Source organism: Hydrogenophaga sp., assembly GCF_030373225.1.
GTDB lineage: Bacteria > Pseudomonadota > Gammaproteobacteria > Burkholderiales > Burkholderiaceae_C > Hydrogenophaga.
Genome location: NZ_JAUCZG010000001.1, coordinates 228,874 through 251,823, shown reverse-complemented (window position 1 = coordinate 251,823; position 22,950 = coordinate 228,874). Strand labels below are relative to the sequence as shown.

General features: G+C 65.8%; 21 protein-coding genes and 1 pseudogene. 4 read left to right on the top strand and 18 right to left on the bottom strand.

Translation table 11 applies throughout. The annotated features are described in order from the left end of the window. The 6 genes and pseudogenes from QUV35_RS01255 to QUV35_RS01225 all read right to left on the bottom strand — a co-directional run. Positions 1 to 432, bottom strand: a pseudogene (locus QUV35_RS01255) (DNA primase); the annotation flags it as partial. After that, complete coding sequence (locus tag QUV35_RS01250) at positions 429 to 647, bottom strand: hypothetical protein (protein ID WP_300870304.1); 219 nt, start codon at positions 645 to 647, stop codon at positions 429 to 431. The gene QUV35_RS01250 and the pseudogene QUV35_RS01255, both read right to left, overlap by 4 nt. Positions 648 to 1,251: 604 nt before the next feature. Beyond that, a complete protein-coding gene (locus tag QUV35_RS01240) occupies positions 1,252 to 2,598 on the bottom strand; it encodes an integrase family protein (RefSeq protein ID WP_300870301.1) in 1,347 nt (448 codons plus the stop codon). A gap of 300 nt (positions 2,599 to 2,898) precedes the next feature. Next, positions 2,899 to 4,212: a serine--tRNA ligase gene (serS, locus tag QUV35_RS01235; protein ID WP_300870300.1), complete on the bottom strand. Its 1,314-nt coding sequence runs from the start codon at positions 4,210 to 4,212 to the stop codon at positions 2,899 to 2,901. Between the two features lie 38 nt (positions 4,213 to 4,250). Further along, positions 4,251 to 5,222, bottom strand: a complete 972-nt coding sequence (gene ispH, locus QUV35_RS01230) for a 4-hydroxy-3-methylbut-2-enyl diphosphate reductase (RefSeq protein WP_300870299.1) — start codon at positions 5,220 to 5,222, stop codon at positions 4,251 to 4,253. Next, entirely contained in the window at positions 5,222 to 5,686 is a 465-nt protein-coding gene (locus QUV35_RS01225; RefSeq protein WP_300870298.1) for an FKBP-type peptidyl-prolyl cis-trans isomerase, read from the bottom strand. Before QUV35_RS01225 ends, ispH begins: the two co-directional genes overlap by 1 nt. A 96-nt stretch (positions 5,687 to 5,782) precedes the next feature. On the opposite strand from QUV35_RS01225, the gene radC reads away from it, so the two are divergent. Both radC and QUV35_RS01215 read left to right on the top strand, forming a co-directional pair. Continuing rightward, complete coding sequence (gene radC, locus QUV35_RS01220; RefSeq protein WP_300870297.1) at positions 5,783 to 6,475, top strand: DNA repair protein RadC; 693 nt, start codon at positions 5,783 to 5,785, stop codon at positions 6,473 to 6,475. A gap of 61 nt (positions 6,476 to 6,536) precedes the next feature. Further along, on the top strand, positions 6,537 to 7,196 hold the full coding sequence (locus QUV35_RS01215) for a Smr/MutS family protein (RefSeq protein WP_300870296.1): 660 nt from the start codon (positions 6,537 to 6,539) through the stop codon (positions 7,194 to 7,196). Here QUV35_RS01215 and QUV35_RS01210 read toward each other — a convergent pair. The 11 genes from QUV35_RS01210 to QUV35_RS01160 all read right to left on the bottom strand — a co-directional run bounded on the left by QUV35_RS01210 (position 7,183) and on the right by QUV35_RS01160 (position 18,310). Further along, positions 7,183 to 7,701 (bottom strand): TIGR02281 family clan AA aspartic protease, encoded by a 519-nt coding sequence (locus tag QUV35_RS01210; RefSeq protein ID WP_300870295.1) that lies wholly within the window; start codon positions 7,699 to 7,701, stop codon positions 7,183 to 7,185. The genes QUV35_RS01215 and QUV35_RS01210 overlap by 14 nt on opposite strands. Continuing rightward, positions 7,698 to 8,117 (bottom strand): group II truncated hemoglobin, encoded by a 420-nt coding sequence (locus QUV35_RS01205; RefSeq protein WP_300870294.1) that lies wholly within the window; start codon positions 8,115 to 8,117, stop codon positions 7,698 to 7,700. Before QUV35_RS01205 ends, QUV35_RS01210 begins: the two co-directional genes overlap by 4 nt. Continuing rightward, entirely contained in the window at positions 8,114 to 10,669 is a 2,556-nt protein-coding gene (locus QUV35_RS01200) for an FtsX-like permease family protein (protein ID WP_300870293.1), read from the bottom strand. The genes QUV35_RS01205 and QUV35_RS01200 overlap by 4 nt, the downstream gene beginning before the upstream one ends. Positions 10,670 to 10,818: 149 nt before the next feature. Continuing rightward, positions 10,819 to 11,451 (bottom strand): uracil phosphoribosyltransferase, encoded by a 633-nt coding sequence (upp, locus tag QUV35_RS01195; RefSeq protein WP_300870291.1) that lies wholly within the window; start codon positions 11,449 to 11,451, stop codon positions 10,819 to 10,821. 70 nt (positions 11,452 to 11,521) lie between these two features. Beyond that, entirely contained in the window at positions 11,522 to 12,460 is a 939-nt protein-coding gene (locus tag QUV35_RS01190) for a formate dehydrogenase accessory sulfurtransferase FdhD (protein WP_300870290.1), read from the bottom strand. Positions 12,461 to 12,568: 108 nt separating this feature from the next. Next, the gene (locus QUV35_RS01185) at positions 12,569 to 12,871 is read right to left on the bottom strand and encodes a hypothetical protein (RefSeq protein ID WP_300870289.1); all 303 of its coding nucleotides are present in this window, start codon (positions 12,869 to 12,871) and stop codon (positions 12,569 to 12,571) included. Between the two features lie 34 nt (positions 12,872 to 12,905). Beyond that, entirely contained in the window at positions 12,906 to 14,126 is a 1,221-nt protein-coding gene (locus tag QUV35_RS01180; protein WP_300870288.1) for a formate dehydrogenase subunit gamma, read from the bottom strand. A gap of 13 nt (positions 14,127 to 14,139) precedes the next feature. Then, positions 14,140 to 14,385 carry a hypothetical protein gene (locus QUV35_RS01175; RefSeq protein WP_300870287.1) on the bottom strand — a complete coding sequence of 82 codons (246 nt, stop codon included), beginning with the start codon at positions 14,383 to 14,385 and terminating at the stop codon, positions 14,140 to 14,142. Beyond that, on the bottom strand, positions 14,382 to 14,984 hold the full coding sequence (fdh3B, locus tag QUV35_RS01170) for a formate dehydrogenase FDH3 subunit beta (protein ID WP_056272861.1): 603 nt from the start codon (positions 14,982 to 14,984) through the stop codon (positions 14,382 to 14,384). Before fdh3B ends, QUV35_RS01175 begins: the two co-directional genes overlap by 4 nt. A 15-nt stretch (positions 14,985 to 14,999) precedes the next feature. After that, a complete protein-coding gene (locus QUV35_RS01165) occupies positions 15,000 to 17,966 on the bottom strand; it encodes a formate dehydrogenase subunit alpha (protein WP_300870286.1) in 2,967 nt (988 codons plus the stop codon). 113 nt (positions 17,967 to 18,079) lie between these two features. Then, on the bottom strand, positions 18,080 to 18,310 hold the full coding sequence (locus QUV35_RS01160) for a formate dehydrogenase (RefSeq protein WP_300870285.1): 231 nt from the start codon (positions 18,308 to 18,310) through the stop codon (positions 18,080 to 18,082). Between the two features lie 480 nt (positions 18,311 to 18,790). Here QUV35_RS01160 and QUV35_RS01155 point away from each other — a divergent pair, with 480 nt between their 5' ends. Next, positions 18,791 to 20,179 (top strand): sigma-54 dependent transcriptional regulator, encoded by a 1,389-nt coding sequence (locus tag QUV35_RS01155; RefSeq protein WP_300870284.1) that lies wholly within the window; start codon positions 18,791 to 18,793, stop codon positions 20,177 to 20,179. Then, complete coding sequence (locus QUV35_RS01150) at positions 20,164 to 22,293, top strand: cache domain-containing protein (protein ID WP_300870283.1); 2,130 nt, start codon at positions 20,164 to 20,166, stop codon at positions 22,291 to 22,293. The genes QUV35_RS01155 and QUV35_RS01150 overlap by 16 nt, the downstream gene beginning before the upstream one ends. 18 nt (positions 22,294 to 22,311) lie before the next feature. Here QUV35_RS01150 and QUV35_RS01145 read toward each other — a convergent pair whose 3' ends face one another. Next, on the bottom strand, positions 22,312 to 22,929 hold the full coding sequence (locus QUV35_RS01145) for a molecular chaperone TorD family protein (RefSeq protein ID WP_300870282.1): 618 nt from the start codon (positions 22,927 to 22,929) through the stop codon (positions 22,312 to 22,314). Positions 22,930 to 22,950: the final 21 nt, after the last annotated feature.

The following is a 22,950-nucleotide window of genomic DNA, read 5'->3' as shown; positions in this document are numbered from 1 at the left end:
CGCCCCCAGGTTCTTGGTTCTATCGGGGCGACAACTATTCTGACGCGGGGGGAGGTGGCGGCACGGGGTGGAAGCCGAATGCCACCGATCACTGGCCTTGTCGGCTTCGTCCTGCTGGCGTGCCGACTCAGCCGCTTCGCGCTGCGCCCGCATGTCCTTGATGCGCTGGCGGTGAGCGTCGCGCTCGGCTGCGGTCATGGCGCTGTCGGCCTTGGAGCACCACGTCGAATGCAGCCCCGCGCGCCAGCACCCGAAGGTGCCCGCAGCAATGCCGTCTGTATGCATCACGTACCAGCCAGATTTATCGCCGCGCCGGTTGCCGGTGCTGAATCTGTGCAGCTCGCCACCGTCTTGAATCTCGTCTGGCGGTGTCAGTCCAGCAGCGAGGATTGCTGCCCGGAATTGTTCTGTTTGGTCAGATGAGGCGATCACAGCCGTTCCCCGATTTGTTCCAGAAAGCGCCGCGCCGTGTCGATGGTGGGCAGGTGAAGCGGGTTGTCAGTGCCGGTAAACCAGCGTGTGTGTGGGACGCTCGTCGTGGCTTTGATTGCTGCGGGCGTTTTCATCTGCGCCCACCCCTTGCGAAGCCAGCGGGAAGGGGCTGCGCACCATAGCGCCAGTGCAATGCGTTTGATGCGGGCGATCATTACGCCACCCCCAGCACGCGGCGCAGTTCGGACACCGGCCAGGCAAGACGGCCCGCGATGCGAATGCAGGAAACAGGGCCAGTTCCTGAATTCATCGCCCAGCAGCGCAATGTCTGCGGGCGGCGGTTCAGGTAGTAGGCTGCTTGGTCGGTCGGGACCGTCGGGCGGGTGACTTGTTCCAGGGGCTGGAACTCTTTGGAAGCTTTGGCGCGAGGGCCATCAGATCTGTCAGGTCGTGATGTAGTGAGTGTCATTGCATCTCCAAGATTGAGATGCCACGAGAACTTGAGCTTCGGCAGTCAAGGACCACCTACGGGCGACATGCGCGCACCACACTCAAACCCTCTTCAACGCACTCCTGCGCATATCCGGCGGCTTCGCGCTGCTTACTTGGGAATCAAGGTCAACGCGGACGCATATTAGGCAGAAAAGTCAGTGACGAGTGAGCTGAATCAAAAAAATTCAACTTTTTCGTTCTCAATAGCCGTCACATCCCGGTCAAGTTGTGGCGCGCAGGACCTCCACTTAAGCGCCCCGGCAGGCCAACCGGGAAGGTCTGGCTTTTTGGTCGGATTGCGGCCCGGCCTAGCTTGGGCAAAACTGTTTAGGCGGCAGCCACCAGCGCCAGCTTGCCGGGTTCGGCCTTGGGGTCGAACGGCACCCCGGCCTGCTCAAGAATCCATGTTTCGATTTTTTCGTGATGCAGGCGCAGCAGGTCCAGCGGGCGTACCGTGTAATGCTTTTCGGCAGTCGCGCTCGGCTTGTGGCCCATGACTTGCGCCACCACCCCAGCGGGTATTTCCAGCCACTCGGTCAGGCTCTTGAACGAACGACGCAGCCCGTGAATGGTCAGGTCGTCAATACCCGCCACCTCGCAGGCGTCGTTATGGGGGTTTCGCGGTATGACCAAGGTTCCACCGGCAGCCGTGGTGCTTGAGAAAACAAACTCATTACGGCGGGGTAGCCCGTGCAAAAGCTGCGAGACATAGGGCGTCAGCGGAATGACTCGGGTTCCCTCCACTTTGTCCCGGATGGTCAAGCCTCGCCACTTGGTGTTCACATCCTCCCAGCGCAGCCCCAGCACCTCACCAGCCCTTGCGCCAGTCAGCAAAAGGGTTTGCAGGTAGGCGGCTATCACCGGGTTTTGTAGCTGGCGCACAGCACCGAACCATGCGGGCAGTTGTTCCTTCAAAAGCGCGTCCTGCTTCACTCCAGGCTTGCCCAACACCTCGCGGGCCTTCTTTGTCTTTGCCGGGTTCAAACCGGACAGGGCGGGCGCATATTCCGACTGTTCAGCGCACCAGCTTAGAAAGGCCTTCAAGCATCGCCAGGCCAGTCGGGCTGCGGATGGTCGGGTTTTGGTCTCGCGTGCGGCCCATGCCTCAATGACGGGTGCGGTCAGGTCGCGCAGGGGCAGCGCGGTTAGCGGGTGCAGTATCCCAGGCGCGGTCTTGCCACCAGCGGCGCGTTTGGACTCCACGCCTCCAGGCTTCACCAGCAAAAGGTGTTCGCTGTGATGGCGGTCGCCCCAAAACTCGCGACGCGCTTCAAGGTAGACGGTCCAGGCCTCCCCAACGGTTACAGCATGGGCGGCGGCAGCGGCTCGCTCTGCGCTCTTGTCGGCCTGTTGCTGGCGCTCGATTTCGCGGGGGTCTTGCCCACCGTCCAGCACCACGGCCAGGCGGCGGGCCTCGGTGCGGGCCTGTTCAAGGCTCCAGGCGCGAACGTCCCCGATGGTGCGGCGGATGGTTTGCCGGTTCAGCTTGGCCTCGAAAACGTATGACTTCGCACCCGTGTTCGTCACCCGCACGCGCAGCCCTGGGGCTTTGGTGTCTCGCAAAAAGGCTTGCGCCTTGGTGTCGGTGCGGCAGGTCAGTCGCTCGATTGCGCCAGCGGTCAATTCAATGGCCTGGGTCGTGTCCGGCAGGTCGGTCTTCTTCGGTCGGGCCATGTTGATTGCTCCGGTCAAGTGGCTACACCGGCAACCCGTGTAGCCACTGTGTAGCCAAAAACCCCGAATTTTGGGGAATTTCAATCAACACTCGGACTGTTTTCCCGTCCAGTATTTAGCTCGTAAGCTGTTGATTTGTATTGATTGTATCGACTTCAATCAACACGGCGAAATATATACTGGCCCCGACTCGAAATCAGGCGTACCGCAAGGTACCGTGGGTTCGAATCCCACCCTCTCCGCCAGACATGAAAAAGCCACCCGACGCGGTGGCTTTTTTGTGGGTGAAACCGCTTGGGTTCAGGCCGGGGTCAGCCGTTCCAGTCCACCCATGTAGGGCCGCAACACCTCGGGCACGGTCACGCTGCCATCGGCGTTCTGGAAGTTCTCCAGCACCGCCACCAGCGCCCGGCCCACGGCCAGGCCCGAGCCGTTGAGTGTGTGCACGAGTTCGTTCTTGCCCTGGGCGTTCTTGAAGCGGGCCTGCAGGCGGCGCGCCTGGAAGGCTTCGCAATTGGAGACCGAGCTGATCTCGCGGTAGGTGCCTTGCGCGGGCACCCACACTTCCAGGTCGTGGGTGCGGGTGGCGCCAAAGCCCATGTCGCCGGTGCACAGCGCGAGCACGCGGTAGGGCAGACCCAGCTTCTGCAGCACGGCCTCGGCATGACCGGTCATGGCCTCGAGTGCTTCGTAGCTCTTGTCCGGATGCACGATCTGCACCATCTCGACCTTGTCGAACTGGTGCTGGCGGATCATGCCGCGGGTGTCGCGACCGGCGCTGCCCGCTTCCGAGCGGAAGCACGGCGTGTGCGCGGTCAGCCTGATCGGCAGTTCGGACTCTGCCAGCACGGTGTCGCGCACCACGTTGGTCAGGGTCACTTCACTGGTGGGAATCAGGTAGAGCAGTTGCGTGTCGGGCACCGCCTCGCCTTCCTGACCGCCTTTCTTCACGGCGAACAGGTCGGCTTCAAACTTGGGCAGTTGCCCCGTGCCGCGCAGGGTGTCGGCGTTGACGATGTAGGGCGTGTAGCACTCGGTGTAGCCGTGCTCCTGGGTCTGCACGTCGAGCATGAACTGGGCGAGTGCGCGGTGCAGGCGGGCCAGCGGGCCGCGCATGAAGGTGAAGCGCGAGCCGGCCAACTTGGTGCCGGTGGCGAAATCGAGGCCGAGCGGTTCGCCCACGTCCACATGGTCACGCACAGGAAAGTCGAACACGCGCGGGGTGCCCCAGCGGCGCAGCTCCACGTTGCCGTGTTCGTCGCTGCCCACCGGCACGCTGTCGTGCGGCAGGTTGGGCACGGCCTGCAGCAGGCTGTGCAACTCGGTCTGAAGCACCTCCAGCCGGGCGGCCGACGTTTCCAGCTCGGTCTTGATCGCACCCACCTGCGCCATCACGGTGTCGGCGCTTTCGCCCCGGGCCTTGAGCTGACCGATCTGTTTGCTCAGCGTGTTGCGCTGGCTCTGCAGGTCTTCGGTTCGGGTCTGCAGTGTCTTGCGCTCGGTCTCCAGCGCCTGGTAGGCGGCCACGTCCAGGAACGGCTGGGGACTCTTGCGGGTTTCAAGCCGCGCCACGACCCCGGGGAGGTCTTTTCTCAGTTGAACGATGTCTAGCATGCGGCGATTGTAGGTTTGGGCGCAGGCGCCCTGGCGGCTCAGCGCAGGTGCTGCAGCGGTGCGGCATCTTCGTCGTCCATCTTCAGTCCCTTGGGCAGCGGGAACTTGATGGTTTCGGTCAGGCCGTCCATGGTCCGCACCGAGATGGCGCCCAGCGCCTTGATGCGCTCGATCACCTGGCGAACCAGGATCTCGGGGGCAGAGGCACCGGCGGTCAGTCCCACGCGTCGCTTGCCTTCGAACCACTCGGCCTGCAACTCGTCTGCACTGTCGACCATGTGGCTCACCGTGCCGAGCTTGATGGCCACTTCGCGCAGGCGATTGCTGTTGGAGCTGGTGGGGCTGCCCACCACGATCACGATGTCGACCTGCGGGCTCAGCAGCTTGACGGCGTCCTGCCGGTTCTGCGTGGCGTAGCAGATGTCCTGCTGTTTGGGTTCACGCACTTGCGGAAAGCGCGCCTTCACGGCGCCGAGGATCTCGGCCGCATCGTCCACCGACAACGTGGTCTGCGTGACCACGGCCAGCTTGGCCGTCTGCGCGGGCGACACATGGGCCACGTCGGCCACGTCTTCCACCAGGTGGATGCCGCTTTCCAGCTGGCCCATGGTGCCCTCCACCTCCGGGTGACCCTTGTGGCCGATCATGATGAACTCGAAGCCTTCGCGATGCAGCTTGGCCACCTCCACGTGCACCTTGGTCACCAGCGGGCAGGTGGCATCGAAGATGTGGAAGCCGCGCAGCCGGGCTTCATCCTGGATCGCCTTGCTCACGCCATGGGCGGAAAACACCAGCGTGGCACCCGCGGGCACGTCGGAGAGCTCCTCGATGAAGATCGCGCCCTTGGCCTTGAGGTCGTTGACCACGTAGGTGTTGTGCACGATCTCGTGCCGCACATAGATCGGTCGGCCAAACTTGGTGAGCGCTCGCTCGACGATCTCGATGGCACGGTCCACGCCGGCGCAAAAGCCGCGCGGCTCTGCAAGAACGATTTCCTGGGACATCGGCATCACAGCACCCCGATCAATTGAACTTCGAACCGCACCGGCTGGCCCGCCAGCGGATGGTTGAAATCGAACAGCACGGCACCGTCTTCGCGCACCTGCAAGGCCGCACCCGCGTAAGTGCCCAGGCCATCGGGTGTGGGGAACTGCACCACGTCACCGGCGGCGTACTTCTCGTGCGGGTCGCCCAGTTCGCTGAGCAGCTTGCGCGCCACCCACTGCACCATGTCGGCCTGGCGCTCGCCAAACGCCTCGCCGGCAGCCAGTTCGATGACCGCCTCGGCGCCCTCTTGCAGACCGATGAGGCGCTGTTCGATGGCGGGTGAGAGTTCACCTGTGCCCAGGCTCAGCGTGGCCGGCTTGCCGGCGAAGGTGTCGATGATCACCTGGCCCTGCGGACCGGACATGCGGTAGTGCAGGGTGAGAAAGGAGCCTTCTTCGACTCGGGGCGTGGGGGGAAGGGAGGACATGGGCTGGAGTGTGGCGCAAACGGCTGGAAACCGGTGCGCCGTGACGAAGGAGAAACCGGTATTGTAAAAATGCGGGCCGAACCAGGGAGAAACACGATGGATGGCCTTCTTGCTGTCGGGCTCAAAAGCCTGCCGACCGACGCGCGACCGCGCGAGAAGCTGCTGGCGCGCGGGCCCGGTGCGCTCAGCGATGTGGAGCTGCTGGCGCTGCTGCTGCGCACCGGCATCCGTGGCAAGCACGTGGTGCAACTGGCCCAGGAGCTGCTGGAGCAGTTTGGCGGCATGGCGGGCCTGCTGCACACCGGTGCCGATTCACTCAAGCCGGTCAGGGGCCTGGGCCCGGCCAAACGCGCCGAGCTGCTGGCCGTGCTCGAACTCGCCCGCCGTGCCCTGACACAGCGGCTTCAGGAGCGAACCCTGATGCACAACCCCCAGGTGGTGCGCGACTACCTGCAGTTGCAGCTCGGTGGCCGCCAGCACGAGGTGTTTGCCGTGCTGTTCCTCGACTCCCAGAACCGGCTGTTGGCGCTCGAAGAGCTGTTTCGCGGCACCCTGACCCAGACCAGCGTGTACCCGCGCGAGGTGGTGCTGCGGGCCCTGCACCACCATGCTGCCGCCGTGGTGCTGGCGCACAACCACCCCAGCGGCAGCGCCCTGCCCTCGCGCGCCGACGAAGCGCTGACCACCACCCTCAAATCGGCCCTGGCGCTGGTGGACGTGCGCGTGCTCGACCATTTCATCGTCACGCGCGACCAGGCCGCCTCCATGGCCGAACTGGGGCTGGTGTGACGCTGCAGGGTTGCTCGCCGTTCACCGGGGTGCGACGGTAGGCCTCCGTCACAATCGCGCCATGAAAGTGAACACGCTGGCCGACCTGAAAGCGCTCAAGCGCGCGATGGCCGAGCGGGCGGCGGCCGAGGCCCTGCAACGCGAGGTCGCGCGCCAGGCCGAGCTGCGGCGCGAGCGCGAGCGCCGCCTGTTCGCGCTGGCCGTGGGGCCGGTGCAGGCCATCGTGGACCCGGGGCGCATCGAGCCGCGACCGACGCCGGTGGAGCCGCTGCCGGTGCAGCGCCAGCTGGACGAGGCCTCGGTGATGCGCGAGGCGCTGTCCGACGATTTCGACATCGAGACCCTGCTGCACACGGACGACATGCTCAGCTACCGTTGCCCGGGCCTGGGGCCGGACGTGATGCGCAAGTTGCGCGAGGGCAGCTGGAGCATCCAGCGCCAGATCGACCTGCACGGCCTGCGCACCGACGAAGCCCGGGAGGCCCTGGGCCGCTTCATCCGCGAAGCCCACCAGCAGGGCCTGCGCTGCGTGCGCGTGGTGCACGGCAAAGGCCTGGGCTCTCCCGGGCGCACACCGGTGCTCAAGAACCGCGTGTTGCGCTGGCTGGTGCAGAAGAGCGAGGTCCTGGCCTTCGTGCAGGCGCGCCCCGCCGAGGGTGGCGCCGGGGCGCTGGTGGTGCTGCTGAAATCGGGCGGGGCCCGCACCCTCACCGGGGGCTGAGCCGCATCTCGCCCTGCAGGATCTGGATGTCGAAGCGCGAGAGGAAACTCTGACCGAGCAAGGCCTTGTCCGCGTCAAGCCCCACCAGACCCACCGCCACCGTGGTGCCGTTCAGGCCCAGATGACCGGCCTGCACCGGCACCTGACGCAGCACCCGGCCTTGCAGCGGCCCGTTGGCGGTCTGAAAGGTCACGCTCTGGCCGCCCTCCAGACGGGCGCGGCGCGCAAAGTCCTCGCTCACCGTGACGGTGCTGGCGCCGGTGTCCACCAGAAAGGTCACGGCCTCTCCGTTGACCTGTCCCGGCACACGAAAGTGACCGTCGCGCGCGCGAGGAATCACCAGTTCGCCTTGCGCGGTGGCGTAGGCCTGGTTGCCGGCTGCGCGGCCTTGCCCGAAGTGGTCAAACCCCAGGTACAGCACACCCATGAGCGCCAGCCAGAACACCACGATGCCCAATGCGCCGCGGCGTGCGGTCCGGGCCACATCGGTGACGGGCTCGCTCATCCGGGCGACCCGGATTGGTTGCGCATCCAGTCGGCGGTCTGGAAAAAGCTGGTTTTCAGCCGCTCGCGCAACACCGCGTCCACCCCTGTCTCGCCCATCGCCTGGTCCATGCAGGCCAGCCACTGGTCGCGCTCCTGCACGCCGATGGCAAACGGCATGTGCCGCATGCGAAGCCGCGGGTGACCGAACTTCTCGGTGTAGTGCTGCGGGCCGCCGAGCCAGCCGCACAGAAACCAGAACAGCTTTTGCCGTGCGTCTTCCAGCGTGCTGCCGTGCGCGGCGCGCAGCTCTTGGTAGCCCGGCTCGATGTCCATGAGGTCGTAGAAGCGGTCGACCAGCGCACGCACCTTGTCCTCGCCGCCGATCCATTCGAAGGGCGTGCCAAACGGCGCGGGTTCCTGGATGGGCGTTGTCATGCCGTGGCCTTGCGCAAGGTCTCCACCACCGGCGTGCGCAGCACGCTGCGCAGCCCCCACCAGCCCGCCACCAGTGCCAACACGGCGCCGGCCAGCGCGCCGCCCAGCGGCACCCAGGGCGAGGCGGTCCAGGAGAACTGGAACACGTAGCGCGCCAGCGCCCAGCCCACCGCCACCGCCACCGCAGAAGCCAGGAAGCCGGCCAGCAGGCCCACGCCCAGCAACTCGATGCGTTGCACCTGGCGCAGCAGACCGGAGCCGGCGCCCACGGCGCGCAGGATCGCGAACTCGCGCTCGCGCTCACCGCGTGTGGCGGTGATGGCGGCCAGCAGCACCACCAGGCCGGCGGCGAGCGTGAAGGCGAACAGGAACTCCACCGCGCTGATGACCTGACCGAGCACGCGCTGCACCTGGGCGATGGTCTGGCTCATGTCGACGTTGGTGATGTTGGGAAACTGCCGCACCAGTGCGTTGTCGAAGCTGGCCCCGGCGGCACTCGCGCCGTCGGGTGCACGAAAGGCGCTGATGAAGCTCACCGGCACGTCGGGCACGTCGGCCAGCGGAAACACCACAAAGAAGTTGACCCGCATGGAGGCCCAGTCCACCTTTCGCAGGCTGGTGATGCGGCCTTCGGTCAGCTGGCCGCCGATGTCGAAGCCCAGCCGGTCACCCAGCTTCAGGCCCAGTGTCTCGGCCAGGCCTTCTTCGACACTCAGCGCGTCGGCCTCGTTGTCGGTCCAGCGGCCGGCCACCACCGGGTTGTTCTCCGGCAAGGTGGCGGTGTTGGAGAGGTTGAACTCCCGATCCACCAGGCGCGAAGCGCGGTCGTCGGGGTAGTCCTCGGGCTTCACGGCCGTGCCATTGATGCTGACCAGGCGGCCGCGGATCATGGGGTACCAGTCGAAGCGCTCCACACCCGCGGTGCGCAGCGCCTGCTGGAACTCGGCACCCTGCTCGGGCTGCACGTTGATGACGAAGCGGTTCGGCGCATCGGGCGGCGTGGCGTCGCGCCAGCTGGCGATGAGATCGGTGCGCAGCAGCACCAGCAGCACCAGCGCCAGCAGGCCGACCGACAGCGCGCTGATCTGCACCACCGCGTAGGCCGGGCGGGCCGAGAGCTGCCGTGTGGCCATGACGAGTGCGCGTGGAGCAGTGGCTTCGTTCACGCTGGCGCGCAGCAAGCGCACTGCGGCGTAGCTGGTGACGGCAAACAACAGCACCGCCGCCGCAAAACCACCCACCGCAATCGCACCCAGCAACAGGTCGCGGCTGGCGGCCAGCAACAGCGCTGCAAAACCGGCCATGCCGAGTGCCAGCACCGCCAGGGTGGCGGGCTTGAGCTGGCCCACGTCACGGCGAATCACGCGCAACGGCGGCACCTTGGCCAACTGCAGCACCGGAGGCAGTCCGAACGCCATCATCAGCGTGAGACCCATGCCCAGACCCAGCAACACCGGCGTGATGCCGGGCGGTGGCAGGCTGGCTTCGACCAGGCCGGCGAGCAGCACCACGAACACATGGTGCACCGCGTAGCCGATGGCCACGCCCAGCGCACTGGCGAACAGCCCCACCAGCGCAAATTCGAACGTGTAGGCGCGCGCCATGGTGCCCTGCGACAGGCCGAGCACGCGCAACATGGCGCAGTCATCGAGGTGGCGCTGGGCGAAACCGCGCGCGGCAATCGCCACCGCCACGGCGCACAGCAGCGCGGCCAGCAAGGCCACGAGGTTGAGGAACTTTTCGGCGCGCTCCAGCGTTTCCTGCATGGCGGGCTGCCCGCCTTCGAGCGACTCCAGCCGGATGCCGCGCACGCCCGGCTTGGCCACCTCGGCCTGCGCCCACTGGTTGTAGCGGGCCACACGCGCCTCGTCGCCGACCACGGCCAGCCGGTAGTTCAGGCGGCTCGCCGGTTGGACCAGTCCGGTGGCGGGCAGATCCGCGTTGTTGATCATCACGCGCGGCGCAAAGCTCATGAAGCCGGCGCCCCGGTCGGGCTCCACCACGATCACGCGCGCAATGGTCAGCGAGGCGTCTCCCAGCAGCAGCGGTTGGCCCATCTGCAGGTTCAGGCTCACGAGCAGCGCGGCATCGACCCAGGCCGTGCCGGGCGCGGGGATGTCGCGTGTGGGGGCATCGGGGGCGGTGGGCGCGTCGGCCACGCGCAGGCTGCCGCGCAAGGGGTAGCCCTCACCCACCGACTTCATGGCCACCAGCCGGGCAGCGCCGCCTTCCTCGTCGCGCGCACGGCCCATGGTGGGAAAACTCAGCGTCTGCACCACGGTGAGGCCCAGCTCGCGCGCCTGCTGTTCGAATGCAGGCGGCGGCGCGTTGTCGCTGCTGATCACCACGTCGCCGCCGATGAGCGCACGCGCATCGCGCGCCAGGCCCCCTTGCAGGCGGTCGGCAAAGAATCCCACAGCCGACAGGGCCGCCACCGCGAGCGTCACCGCCAGCATCAGCAGACGCAATTCGCCAGCCCGCCAGTCGCGCAAGAGGGACGACCAGCCCAGGGTCCAGAAACGGATGGGCAGGGAAGTGATAGACGTACTCATAGCCGGGACCTTATCGCATCACCAAAAGCCACACACCGAACCGGCGCGAAGATCCCCACCCCGGCACACCGCGGAACGGGCTCCGCCCGGCCGCAGGTGTTGCCCCCTCGAGGGGGTGATGCGCTGAAAGCGCGGCGCGGGGGTGCCTCCTATTTCGTGCCGAAGATCCGGTCGCCAGCGTCGCCCAGGCCGGGAACGATGTAGCCGTGCTCGTTCAGGCCTCGGTCCACCGCGGGCGTGTAGATCGGCACGTCGGGGTGCGCGTCGTGAAAGGTCTTGATGCCTTCCGGGCAGGTCACCAGACACACGAAGCGGATCGATCGCGGGCCGGTCTTCTTCAGCCGGTCCACCGCGGCCACGGCCGAGTTGCCGGTGGCCAGCATGGGATCGAGCACGATCACGTCGCGTTCCTGCATGTCCTGCGGCATCTTGAAGTAGTACTCCACCGCCTGCAGCGTGGCCGGGTCGCGGTACAGGCCGATGTGGCCCACGCGAGCGCCGGGAATGACCTGCAGCATGCCGTCGAGAAAACCATTGCCCGCGCGCAGGATGGAGGCCAGAACGACCTTCTTGCCATCGATGACCCGCGAGCTCATTTTCTCGAGTGGGGTCTCGATCTCGATGGTCTGCATGGGCATGTCGCGCGTGATCTCGTAGGCCAGCAGGGCGCTGAGTTCGTGCACGAGTTCGCGAAAGCTCTTGGTGCTGGTGTCCTTGCGGCGCATCAGGGTGAGCTTGTGCTGCACCAGCGGGTGTTCAATGAGGTGGACGTCTCGGCTCATGGGGAATTTCCGACAAAAAAGTGAACCGAGTTTATGCCCGAACCCCCGGGCACACGCCGTATGAGGACGGTCAGGACGGCGTGGCCGCGCGCTCCCGCACCACCGGTGCCGGCGGCGGCACGGCATCGAGCACCAGGCGCTCGGGGTGCGTGTAGCACAGGAAATGCTTGTTGGTGGCCCGGCCGATGGCGCACAGGCCCACGCGTTGCGCCACGTCCAGACCCATCTGCGTGATGCCGCTGCGCGAGACGACCACCGCCACGCCCATTTGCGCAGACTTGATGACCATTTCGCTGGTCAGGCGCCCGGTGGTGTAGAAAACCTTGTTGCCATCGACCGAGGCGCGGCGATCCGGCGCAGGGCCGCCCCAAGCCGGATCAGCCCCCTCGGGGGGCAGCGAACCTCGCGCAGCGGGGAGCGTGGGGGTCAAGGCCATCCATCCGGCAATGGTGTCGACGGCGTTGTGGCGGCCAACGTCTTCCACAAACAACTGCAAGTCTTCACCCAGGAACAGCGCACACGCATGCACCGACCCGGCCGACTTGTAGGTGCTTTCCTTCAACCGGATCGCATTGACGATGGCGTACAGCTGCGACTGGCGCAGCACCATGCTGGCCGGCAGTTGGATGCTGTCGATCTCGTCCATGAGGTTGCCGAACACGCTGCCCTGCCCGCAGCCGGTGGTGACCACGCGCCTGGAGGTGCGTTCTTCGATGTGGTCGATGCCATGGCGCGTCTTCACCGAGGCAGCGCCCACGTCCCAGTCCACGGTGATGGACTCGATCTCGTCGCTCGATGAGATCAGGCGCTGGTTGAGCAGGTAACCCAGCACCAGCCATTCGGGGTGCGCTCCCAGCGTCATCAGCGTCACCAGCTCGCGCTTGTCCACATACACCGTGAGGTCGCGCTCGGCCGGGATGAAGATCGACTCGCGCTCGCCGTGCTGGTTCATGACCTCGACTTCGCGGGTCAGGGGCGCACGGGCCTGGGTGAGGTGGGGCAATGGCATGGCGACAGACTACAACAGATTCAATGGCGGCAAAGTCAAAGGGCCGTCACCCGAAGGCGCGGCCCTTTCATGCGCAGGCAGACCGGAGCTGGACTGCCGTGCGGCCGATCACTTGACGGCTGGAGCGGCAGTGGCTGCCACGTAGTTGAACGGACCAGGATCCGCACAAGCCGGCAGCGCCGCTGCGGGTTTGACCGCCTTGCCGGTGGTGGCGGCGGTCTTGAAGTAGTTGCTCGCCGCGCGGTCCATCGACAGACAGAGCTTGTAGTTTGTCACCTTGGCCGTCCATGCGGTCCGGGCTTTTGTTTCTTCCGCCTTGGCCTTGGCCTCGTCAGTCAGCACCGGGGCAGGCAGCTTGGCGAAAACGGACGTGGCCAACAGCATGGAGAGGCACAGCAGGCTGCGTTTCATGGGGATTCCTTGAATCAGAAAAATGGGACGGTGCTCAGGCCGTGCGTGGCGTGTCGGCGGCGGCAGGCGTGGCGGCCGTGCGCTGCGCGGGAATCTTGCCGGCCTTGATGTCGTCGTACCAAAGCTCGTGGTGCTCCTTGGCCCAGGTCTCGTCCACATAGCCGGTCTTCATGGCGCCGTAGGCGCCGCGCATGCCCAGGGTGCCCATGTAGATGTGTCCGATGAACATCGCCATCATCAACACCCCGGCGCTGGCGTGCAGCATGTGGGCCACCTGCATGTTGGCTCGCGTGTATTCGACCGCGGGGACGATCTTGTCCAGGAAAACGCCCGAACCCGCCACGATCGCACCCAGCAGGAACACACCCACCCAGAACAACACCTTCTCTCCGGCGTTGAAGCGGTGCGAGGGCACTTCCTGGCCGCCGAACAGGCCACCACCCTTGAGCAACCAGGTGATGTCTTCCTTGCTGGGCAGGTTGTCGCGCACAAAAACCAGAAACACGATCACGAGGGACACCACAAACGCCGGGCCGACGAAGTTGTGCACGTTCTTCAGCGCGTAGGCGAGCCAACCGAACAGGGTGGAGCCGATCACGGGCAGCAGGAAAAACTTGCCAAATGCCATCACGATGCCCGAGATCGCCAATGTCACGAAGGCAATCGCATTCACCCAGTGGGCCGCGCGCTCGACATACGTGAAGCGCTCGATCTTTCGGCCGGTTTCCGAGCCGTGCAGCTCGATCGTGCCTTTGGCCATGTAGAACAGGGCCACGGCCAGGACGGCGATCAGCAGCAGCGAACCACCGTACGGAATGATCCAGTTGTTGCGCACCTGGCGCCATGCCTCACCCGCATTGGTGACGGTGGAGCCGGGGTACTGCACGAAGCCCTGGATCATGTTGCCGGCTTCGGGGTCCGGCAGGCTGGAGTAGCCGGTGACGCCCTTGGCCACATCGCGCCACATCGGCGCGTTGTTGCCCGGCTGGACACGACCGCGTTCGGCGTTGGTCTGCTCGCTGTATTTCGGGTCGGTGGACGCGTCGGGGGCGATCTCGAAGATGTTGGCACTGCGAATGCCACCCTGCTGGGTGGCCGCAGGTGCACTCACCGCCGGCGGGGCCGGGTCGTCCTGCGCGGGTGCGGATGCCGGTGCCTGTGCATGGGCCACGCCGGCACCCATGGCGAACAAGGCAGCGGCCAGGAAGGCAGGCGATGCGAGCCGGCGCAAGCCGGCGGTCAAAAACCGTTGCATACAGCGTTCCTCGTCACTTGGACATGCGGGTGTAGTCGTTTTGCCCGTACTGGGCGCGCGCCTTGAGTTGCTGTTCCCAGCTGGTCTTGTCGCCGGCGTTCCAGCCGCTCTGGAGGTATTGACTCTTGCCAACGCCGGTGTACGGCGCATCGTCCTGCTTGACGCCGGCACTGTTCATTTCCTGCGGCTGATCGCCACAGGCCGCCAGGCCGAGCAACACGGCCGTGGAGGCCAGGGTCAGTGTGAATCGGCGCATCATGATTTGGTCCCTTGTGCGGTGCCGTAGGCGGTGCCCCAGCCCCAGACTTCGGCACCCTTGCCACGCTGCAGCACGCGGTTGCGGAAGATGTCGGCCACCACGTCGCCGTCGCCGGCGAGCAGGGCCTTGGTCGAGCACATCTCGGCGCAGGCCGGCAGCTTGCCTTCGGCCAGGCGGTTGCGCCCGTACTTCTCGAACTCGTCCTGGCTGCCATGGGCCTCGGGGCCACCGGCGCAGAAGGTGCACTTGTCCATCTTGCCGCGCACACCGAAGGTGCCCTGCGACGGGAATTGCGGTGCGCCGAACGGGCAGGCGTACGAGCAGTAGCCGCAGCCAATGCAGACGTCCTTGTCATGCAGCACCACACCTTCGTCGGTGCGGTAGAAGCAGTTCACCGGGCACACGGCCATGCAGGGTGCGTCACTGCAGTGCATGCAGGCCACCGAGATGGATTTTTCGCCCGGCACGCCGTCGTTGAGCGTGACCACGCGGCGGCGGTTCACGCCCCACGGCACCTCGTGTTCGTTCTTGCAGGCGGTCACGCAACCGTTGCATTCGATGCAGCGCTCGGCGTCGCAGATGAATTTCATTCTTGCCATGGTGTTCTCCAGTCTTTACGCTTTTTCGACGTTGCAGATCGTGCTCTTGGTTTCCTGCATCATCGTGACGATGTCGTAGCCGTAAGTGGTCGCCGTGTTGACCGCTTCACCACGCACCACCGGCATCGCGCCGTCCGGGTAGTAGGGCTTCATGTCGGCCCCTTGCCAATGGCCCGAGAAGTGGAACGGCAGGAACACGGTGTCCGGCCCCACCCGCGGTGTGACCAGGGCCTGCACGTTGATGCGGGCGCCGGTCGGGCTGCTGACCCACACGCGTTCGCCATTGCGAATGCCGCGCGCGGCCGCCGTTTCCGGATTCAGCTCGACAAACATTTCCTGCTGCAGCTCGGCCAGCCAGGGGTTGGAGCGGGTTTCTTCACCACCGCCCTCGTACTCCACCAGGCGTCCCGAGGTCATGATGAGCGGGAACTTCTCGTGCAGCTTCTCTTCGACGTTCTTGGTCTGCAGCGACTTGTAGAGCACCGGCATGCGCCAGCGGGTCTTCTGGTCGTCGTGGCTGGGGTACTTGGCCACGAGGTCGGGACGCGTGCCATACAGCGGCTCGCGGTGCTGCGGGATCGCATCGGGGAAGTTCCACACCACGGCCCGAGCCTTTGCGTTGCCAAAGGGATGGCAGCCGTGGGCCATGACCACACGCTGGATGCCGCCGGAGGAGTCGGTCTTCCAGTTCTTGCCTTCGGCCTTGGCGCGCTCGGCTTCGGTGAGGTCTTCCCACCAGCCCAGCTTCTTCATGAGGATGTGGTCGAACTCGGGATAACCGGTGGTGATCTCGGAGCCCACCGAGTGCGAACCGTCTTCGGCCAGCAGCGATTTGCCGTCGCGCTCGACACCGAAGTTGGCGCGGAAGTTGCCGCCCCCGTCCATGACGTGCTTGGAGTTGTCGTACAGGTTGGGCGAGCCCGGGTGCTTGAGTTCGGGCGTGCCGTAGCACGGCCATGGAAGACCGAAGTAGTCGCCACTCATGTCATAGCCGGTTTCCTTGTCGATCACCTTGCCCTTGGCCCTGAGCGACTTCACATCGAAGGCGTTCATGTTGCGCATGTGGGCCTTCAGGCGCTCCGGGCTCTGGCCGGTGTAGCCAATCGTCCAGACCGACTTGTTGATCTCGCGCAGGATGTCCTCGGGCACCGGCTCGTCCATGCCCTTGACCTGCTGCATCTTGTAGTTCTTGCTGAGCTCGGCGCCGAAGCCGAGTTTTTCAGCGAACTGGTGCATGATCATGTGGTCGCTGCGGCTCTCCCACAGCGGCTCGATGACCTTCTCGCGCCACTGGATGGAACGGTTAGACGCGGTGCACGAACCGCTGGTCTCGAACTGGGTGGCTGCTGGCAACAGGTACACCGCACGCTTGGGATTGAGGTCTTCCGGCTTGCCGGGCATGGCCGCCATCGAGGCCGTGGCCGAAGGGTACGGGTCCACCACCACCAGCAGATCCAGCTTGTCCATGGCGCGCTTCATCTCCAGACCACGCGTCTGCGAGTTGGGCGCATGGCCCCAGAAGAACACGCCGCGCAGGTTCGGGCCCTGGTCGATCAGCTCGTTGTTCTCCAGCACACCGTCGATCCAGCGCGAGACGGTGATGCCGGGCTTCTCCATCATGCCGTCGGCGTACTTCGACTTGATCCAGTCGTAGTCAACGCCCCAGGTGGCCGCAAAGTGTTTCCACGAGCCGGCGGCCAGGCCGTAGTAGCCAGGCAGCGAATCGGGGTTGGGGCCGACGTCGGTGGCGCCCTGCACGTTGTCATGGCCGCGGAAGATGTTGGTGCCGCCACCGCTCTTGCCCACGTTGCCCAGTGCCAGCTGCAGGATGCAGGTGGCACGCACCATGGCGTTGCCGATGGTGTGCTGCGTCTGGCCCATGCACCACACGATGGTGGCGGGCTTGGCTTCGGCCAGCATCTTGGCCACCTTGAGCATCTGCGCCTCGCCCACGCCGCAAGCCTCCTCGACCTTGTCCGGTGTCCACTTGGCCATCACGTCGGCCTTGACAGCCTCCATGCCGAACACGCGGTCGTTGATGTACTTCTTGTCTTCCCAGCCATTGCTGAAGACGTGGTACAGGATGCCGAAGAGGAAGGGAATGTCGGTGCCGGAGCGGATGCGCACGAACTCGTCGGCCTTGGCGGCGGTTCGCGTGAAGCGCGGATCGACCACGATCATCTTGCAGCCGTTTTCCTTGGCATGCAGCATGTGCAGCAGCGACACCGGGTGCGCTTCAGCGGCATTCGACCCGATGTACAACGCGCACTTGCTGTTCTGCATGTCGTTGTACGAGTTGGTCATGGCGCCATAACCCCAGGTGTTCGCAACGCCGGCCACCGTGGTGGAATGGCAGATGCGGGCCTGGTGGTCACAGTTGTTGGTGCCCCAGAAGCTCACGAACTTGCGCAGCAGGTAGGCCTGTTCGTTGTTGTGCTTGGAGGAACCCACGAAGTAGACCGAGTCGGGGCCGCTGGCCTCGCGCAACTCGTTCATGCGTGCGGTGATTTCGTTCAGGGCCACGTCCCAGCTGATGCGCTCGTACTTGCCATTGACCAGCTTCATGGGGTAGCGCAGGCGGTACTCACCGTGGCCGTGCTCGCGCAGGGCCGCACCCTTGGCGCAGTGGGCACCGAGGTTGATGGGGGAATCGAACACCGGTTCCTGGCGCACCCAGACACCGTTCTCCACGATGGCGTCGGTGGCGCAGCCCACCGAACAGTGGGTGCAGATGGTGCGCTTGACCTCGATCTTGCCGGTTCCGTCGATCGACTTGCCCTCGGCGGCCTTCGCCTTCTTCACCAGCACGAGTTGCGAGGCGGCAAGTCCCACGCCCACGCCCATGCCGGATCGGCGCAGAAACGCGCGGCGGTCCATGGTGGGCAGGGCCGAGGACAGGCCGCGCTGCAGGTTGTGGACAAAGGTGGAATGCACGCGCGAGGCGCGTCCAACCGTGGAGGATGATTTTTTGGTCAGCAGCATGATGGTTTTGCCTCCTGATGAATCGCCTGGACAGCCGCCGTGTCGGCAGCATGCACCCCGGTAAGGGGCAGCGAACGAACGAGAACGTGGGAAATCAAGACTCAGCCGTCCGCTCAGATGCGGGTGGTCTGGTAATACTGTTTGACGTGGTCGCTGAGGCTGTAGCCACCGCCTTTGGTGGGCGCGGGTTTGCTCTCCACCGCGGCGGACGCGTCGGCCGGCGCGCGGGGAATCAGGGTAGCTGCGGCGGCGAGTGCGCCGACCGTGGAGGCACCTGCGAACAGGGTGCGCCGGCTCAGGCCGGAACGTTCGTCACCTGCGGTCGGGCGGGAGGGCTTGGTCATGCAGATCTCCAGGTTGAAATTGGCCCGCCAACACAACGTGCGGACCTTTTGCATAAGTGGAATCTAACCCCTGCCGCAGTGCCTTGCAAGGTGGTGAATACGCTAGGGAGCCTGTTGCGGCTGCGGCCTTGTCGGCGTCGCTCATGCGGCATCGCAGCATCGGACTCTGCTGCGCTTTTGATAGCCAGAACCGTGCCATAGGCCAAAGGTACTGCTCCCGTTGCCGATGTCGACGGGCGCTGCGGGACCTGCAACCCTGAGCACACTCACGATCCGCATGGTCGAGCCTGTCCCAGGCTCGGGATTACCCGAATGTCGCCGCCTTGCGCCGGCACCGCCTGCGGTCAACCTGTCGCCACACAACGCGACAATTTGTCGCATGGTGCGGGGTGTGCCAACCGGCATCAACATCCGGCACATCGTGGGGTTTGCGTGAATAACCTACTGTTTTCGTCGGCTACATCCGTAGAATCCCGGCCAGTGGACAACGCACATCTGCCCTCTGGGCCCGAACGAACGCTGGAAGGATGGCCCGACTGGTCGATCCTGATCGTCGATGACGAACAGGGCATGCTGAACTTCCTTGTCAAGACACTGGCGCCGCGCTGCCACTTCGTGATGAGTGCGACCAGCGCCGAAGACGGCGCGCAATGGTTGCGAGGCCACCATGTCGACCTGGTCATCCTCGACATCTCCCTGCCTGGAAAGAGCGGCGTGGTCTGGCTGAAGGAACTGCGCGAACAAGGCTTCACCGGCGAAGTGATCCTGATCACTGCATTCGCCGACCTGGACACCGCCATTGAAGCGCTGCGGGCCGGCGCATCCGATTTCATCCTCAAGCCGTTTCGGGTGCCGCAGATCCTCAACGCGGTGAAGCACTGCTACGAGCGCTCGCGCCTGCGCCGCGAAAACTTCGTGCTGCGTCGCGCGGTTTCACCACCGCCCGGGCGCGGCGCAGCACTGGTCGGCCAGTCGCCGGACCTGCAGGAGCTGCGGGCGTCGATCGCCCGCGTGGCGCCGGTCAACAGCACGGTGCTGCTGCAAGGCGAGTCGGGCACCGGCAAGGAACTGGTGGCGCGCGAACTGCACGCGCAGAGCAGTCGCGCCAGCGGGCCGTTCGTGCCGGTCAACTGTGCGGCGGTCTCGCCCGATCTGATCGAGAGCGAACTGTTCGGACATGCGCGGGGCGCGTTCACCGGCGCCACCCGCGCGCGCGACGGCCTCTTCCACTATGCACAGGGCGGCACGCTGTTCCTCGACGAGATTGCCGAGCTGCCGCTGCCGATCCAGGCCACACTGCTGCGCGCGATTGAAGACCTGAAGATCCGTCCGGTGGGCAGCGAACAACTGGTGCCGTTGAACCTGCGCATCGTGGCGGCGACCAACCGCCGGCTCAGCGCCGAGGTGGAAGCAGGCCGTTTTCGCAAGGACCTGTTCTTCCGGCTGCAGGTGGTCGACCTGAACCTGGCGCCGCTGCGCGCACACAAGCAGGACATTCCCGAGCTGGTCGCGCACTTCGTGGCCCAGCTCGCTCCATCGCTCGGGGTGGATCCCCTGCTCATCAGCGATCGGGAAATGGACTTCCTCGCCCAATACGACTGGCCGGGCAACGTGCGTGAACTGCGCAACCTGATCGAACGTTCGCTGATCCTGGGTGCGCTCAATGTCTCTGCCCTGTATCCGGGCGTGAACAAGGCGCCGGGCGGCGCCACCGCGCCCGCCATGCCGACCGACCTGCACGCAATGGAGAAGCTGCACATCCTCACCGTGCTCGACTCGGTACAGGGCGACAAGACACGCGCGGCGCAGTTGCTCGGCGTGTCGCGCCGCACGCTGGAGCGCCGCGTCGCCGAGTGGGCCGGCTTGTGACCCTGTGGCGCACACCCCGCTGGCTGGCCAGTTCGGTCCGCAACAAGCTGCTGGCCATGGCGCTGCTGCCCTTGCTGGTGGCGTTTCCGCTCATGGCGCTGGCGCTGGCGCTGTGGAGCAACGCGGCCTACGACCGCTTGCTGATCACCAAGGTGCGCAGCGACCTGGCAGTGGCGCACGGTTACTTCGAACAGGTGCTTGGCGAGGTGGCCTCGGGCACGCGTGGCGTGGCCGAGTCGCAGGCGCTGTACGCGGCGCTGCGCCCGACCCGGGCGGTGGCGCGCAGCGCTGCAGCCGAACCGCTGGCCACGGCCCGCGCGCAGCTCGGGCTCGACTTCCTGGTGCTCTACGACCTGCAGGGCCGACCGCTGGCGCGCGCTGCCCCGCCCGGCTTGAGCAGCAGCGAATCGGCCGAGCCGGCGCCCGCCATGCCGCCGGCCATCCGCGCATCGCTGCAGACCGCCGACCAGCCCGCCCGGGGGCGGCTGCTGCAGCTCGAACCCGACGCCCTGGCCGCGCTCGCGCCTCACCTGATGAGCCGCCTGCGCATCGCCCTGGTGCCCACACTGAACGCGGCGCCCGACACGCGTGAAGCGGAAAACCGCGCCCTGGTGGTTCTCTCCACCCGGCCGGTGAAGGACGCCTCTGGCCAGACCATCGCCTGGCTCACCGGGGGACTGCTGCTCAACCAGAACCTCGACTTCATCGACCACATCAACCGGATCGTTTACCCCGAAGGCGCCCTGCCCTTCGGCAGCCAGGGCACTGCCACGCTGTTCATGGACGATGTGCGCATCACCACCAATGTGCGCCTGTTCCAGGACCAGCGCGCCATCGGCACCCGCGTGTCGCAGGCGGTGCGCGACGCGGTGCTGGGCGATGGCAACACCTGGCTGGACCGGGCCTTCGTGGTGAACGACTGGTATGTGTCGGCCTACGAGCCGCTGCAGGACGCCAGCGGTGCCCGCATCGGCATGCTCTACGTGGGCTTCACGGAAGCCCCCTTTCGCCTGGTGCGCTACGCCATGATGGCGACGATGGGCCTGATCTTCCTGCTGGTCATGGCCTTGTCGGCGGTGCTGTCGGTTCGCTGGGCGCGCAGCATCTTCCAGCCGGTGCAGCGCATGAACCGCACCATGCAGCTGGTGGAAGACGGACAGAACGGCGCGCGCGTGGGTGAGTTGCAGGCGCGCGACGAGCTCGGCGCGCTGGCCGGCCACCTGGACGAACTGCTGGACGTCATCGACGACAAGACCGCCGCGCTGCAGCGCTGGGGCGCAGAACTCGACCACAAGGTGGCCGAGCGCACGCGGGAACTGGAGATGAGCAACGCCTCGCTGCAAATGGCGCAGCAGCAGCTGGTGAAGAGCGAGAAGCTCGCCGCCATCGGGCAGCTCACGGCCAGCATTGCGCACGAGATCAACAACCCGATCGCGGTGATGCAGGGCAACCTGGACCTGATGCGCGAGACCCTGGGCGCACACGCGCTGCCGGTGCGCGGCGAGCTCGAACTGCTGGACGGGCAGGTCGAACGCATGCGTCTGATCGTCACGCAGTTGCTGCAGTACGCGCGACCCACCGAGTACGCCGGGTATGTGGAATCGCTCGACCTCAGCCGCACGGTCAACGACTGCCTGGTGCTGGTGGGGCACCTGTTGTCGCAGACCTGCATCGAGGTGCAGCGCGATTTGCGGGGCACGCGGCGGGTGGGATGCAACCGGCAGGAGCTGCAGCAGGTCATCATCAACCTGCTCATCAATGCAATCCAGGCCATGCCGCAGGGCGGCGTGCTGCGCCTGGTCACGCAGGACTGGATGCCCGAGGGCCCACGCACCGTGCACGCCGGTGGCGCCTTGCTGCGCGTGGAAGACTCGGGGCACGGCCTGGGTGCCGAAGCGCAGGAGCGGCTGTTCCGCCCGTTCTTCACCACCAAGAACGACGGCAACGGCCTGGGCCTGTGGATCAGCCAGGGCCTGGTGGAGCGCTACGGCGGCAGCATTTCGGCAGCGAACCGCAGCGACGGCCCTGGTGCCGTGTTCACGGTGCGGCTGTTGACCGAACCGCTGGCGCCGGCGGCGACGTCGACCAACGACGGACGGCCCGGCGCGCAGTGAGGGAGGGCGACCGCCGGCTCAGGCCAGCATGTCGAAACCCTGGGCCTCCACGCCCACGAACGCGCGCGTGAACGCCGACAGGCTGGCATAGAAGCGGGCCTTGGGGTGCGCCGCGATGTCCTCGCACATGCGCATCACCCAGGGCTGCAGGTGGGTGGTGAAGAACTTCTGCTGCTGCGTGAGGTTGGCGACCTCGACGTCCTCGCCCGCGATCAGGTAGCGCATCACCTCGCAGAGGTAGGCGACATGGTCCTCGGTTTCGGACATGGTGTCGTCGCGGCCCAGGCCGAGCACGGCCAGGTCGGTGCGCAGCGCGGCCAGGGGCTTTTCGTTCAAGAAGCCGCTCAGGTAGTGCGAGCCGAACAGGTAGATCTCGGGCTTGCCCACACCCCCAAAAAGCGCGTTGTATTCAGCGGTGATGGCGGCATCGTCCAGTTCGCGCGACATGGCCACCACCTCGCGCCAAGGCTCTTCGAGAAAGCCGCCGGCGGCGGGGGCTTCGGTCACGGCCACGCGCAACTGCGCCATGAGTTCGGGCGTGGGCGGTGCGTAGTACAGCGCAGCCAGCAGGCCATAGACCTCGGCGCGGGCGGTTTCTTCGTCCAGGGCGGACGTGATCGGAATGGCGTTGTTCATGGCTCTGTTCTCGGCGTACGG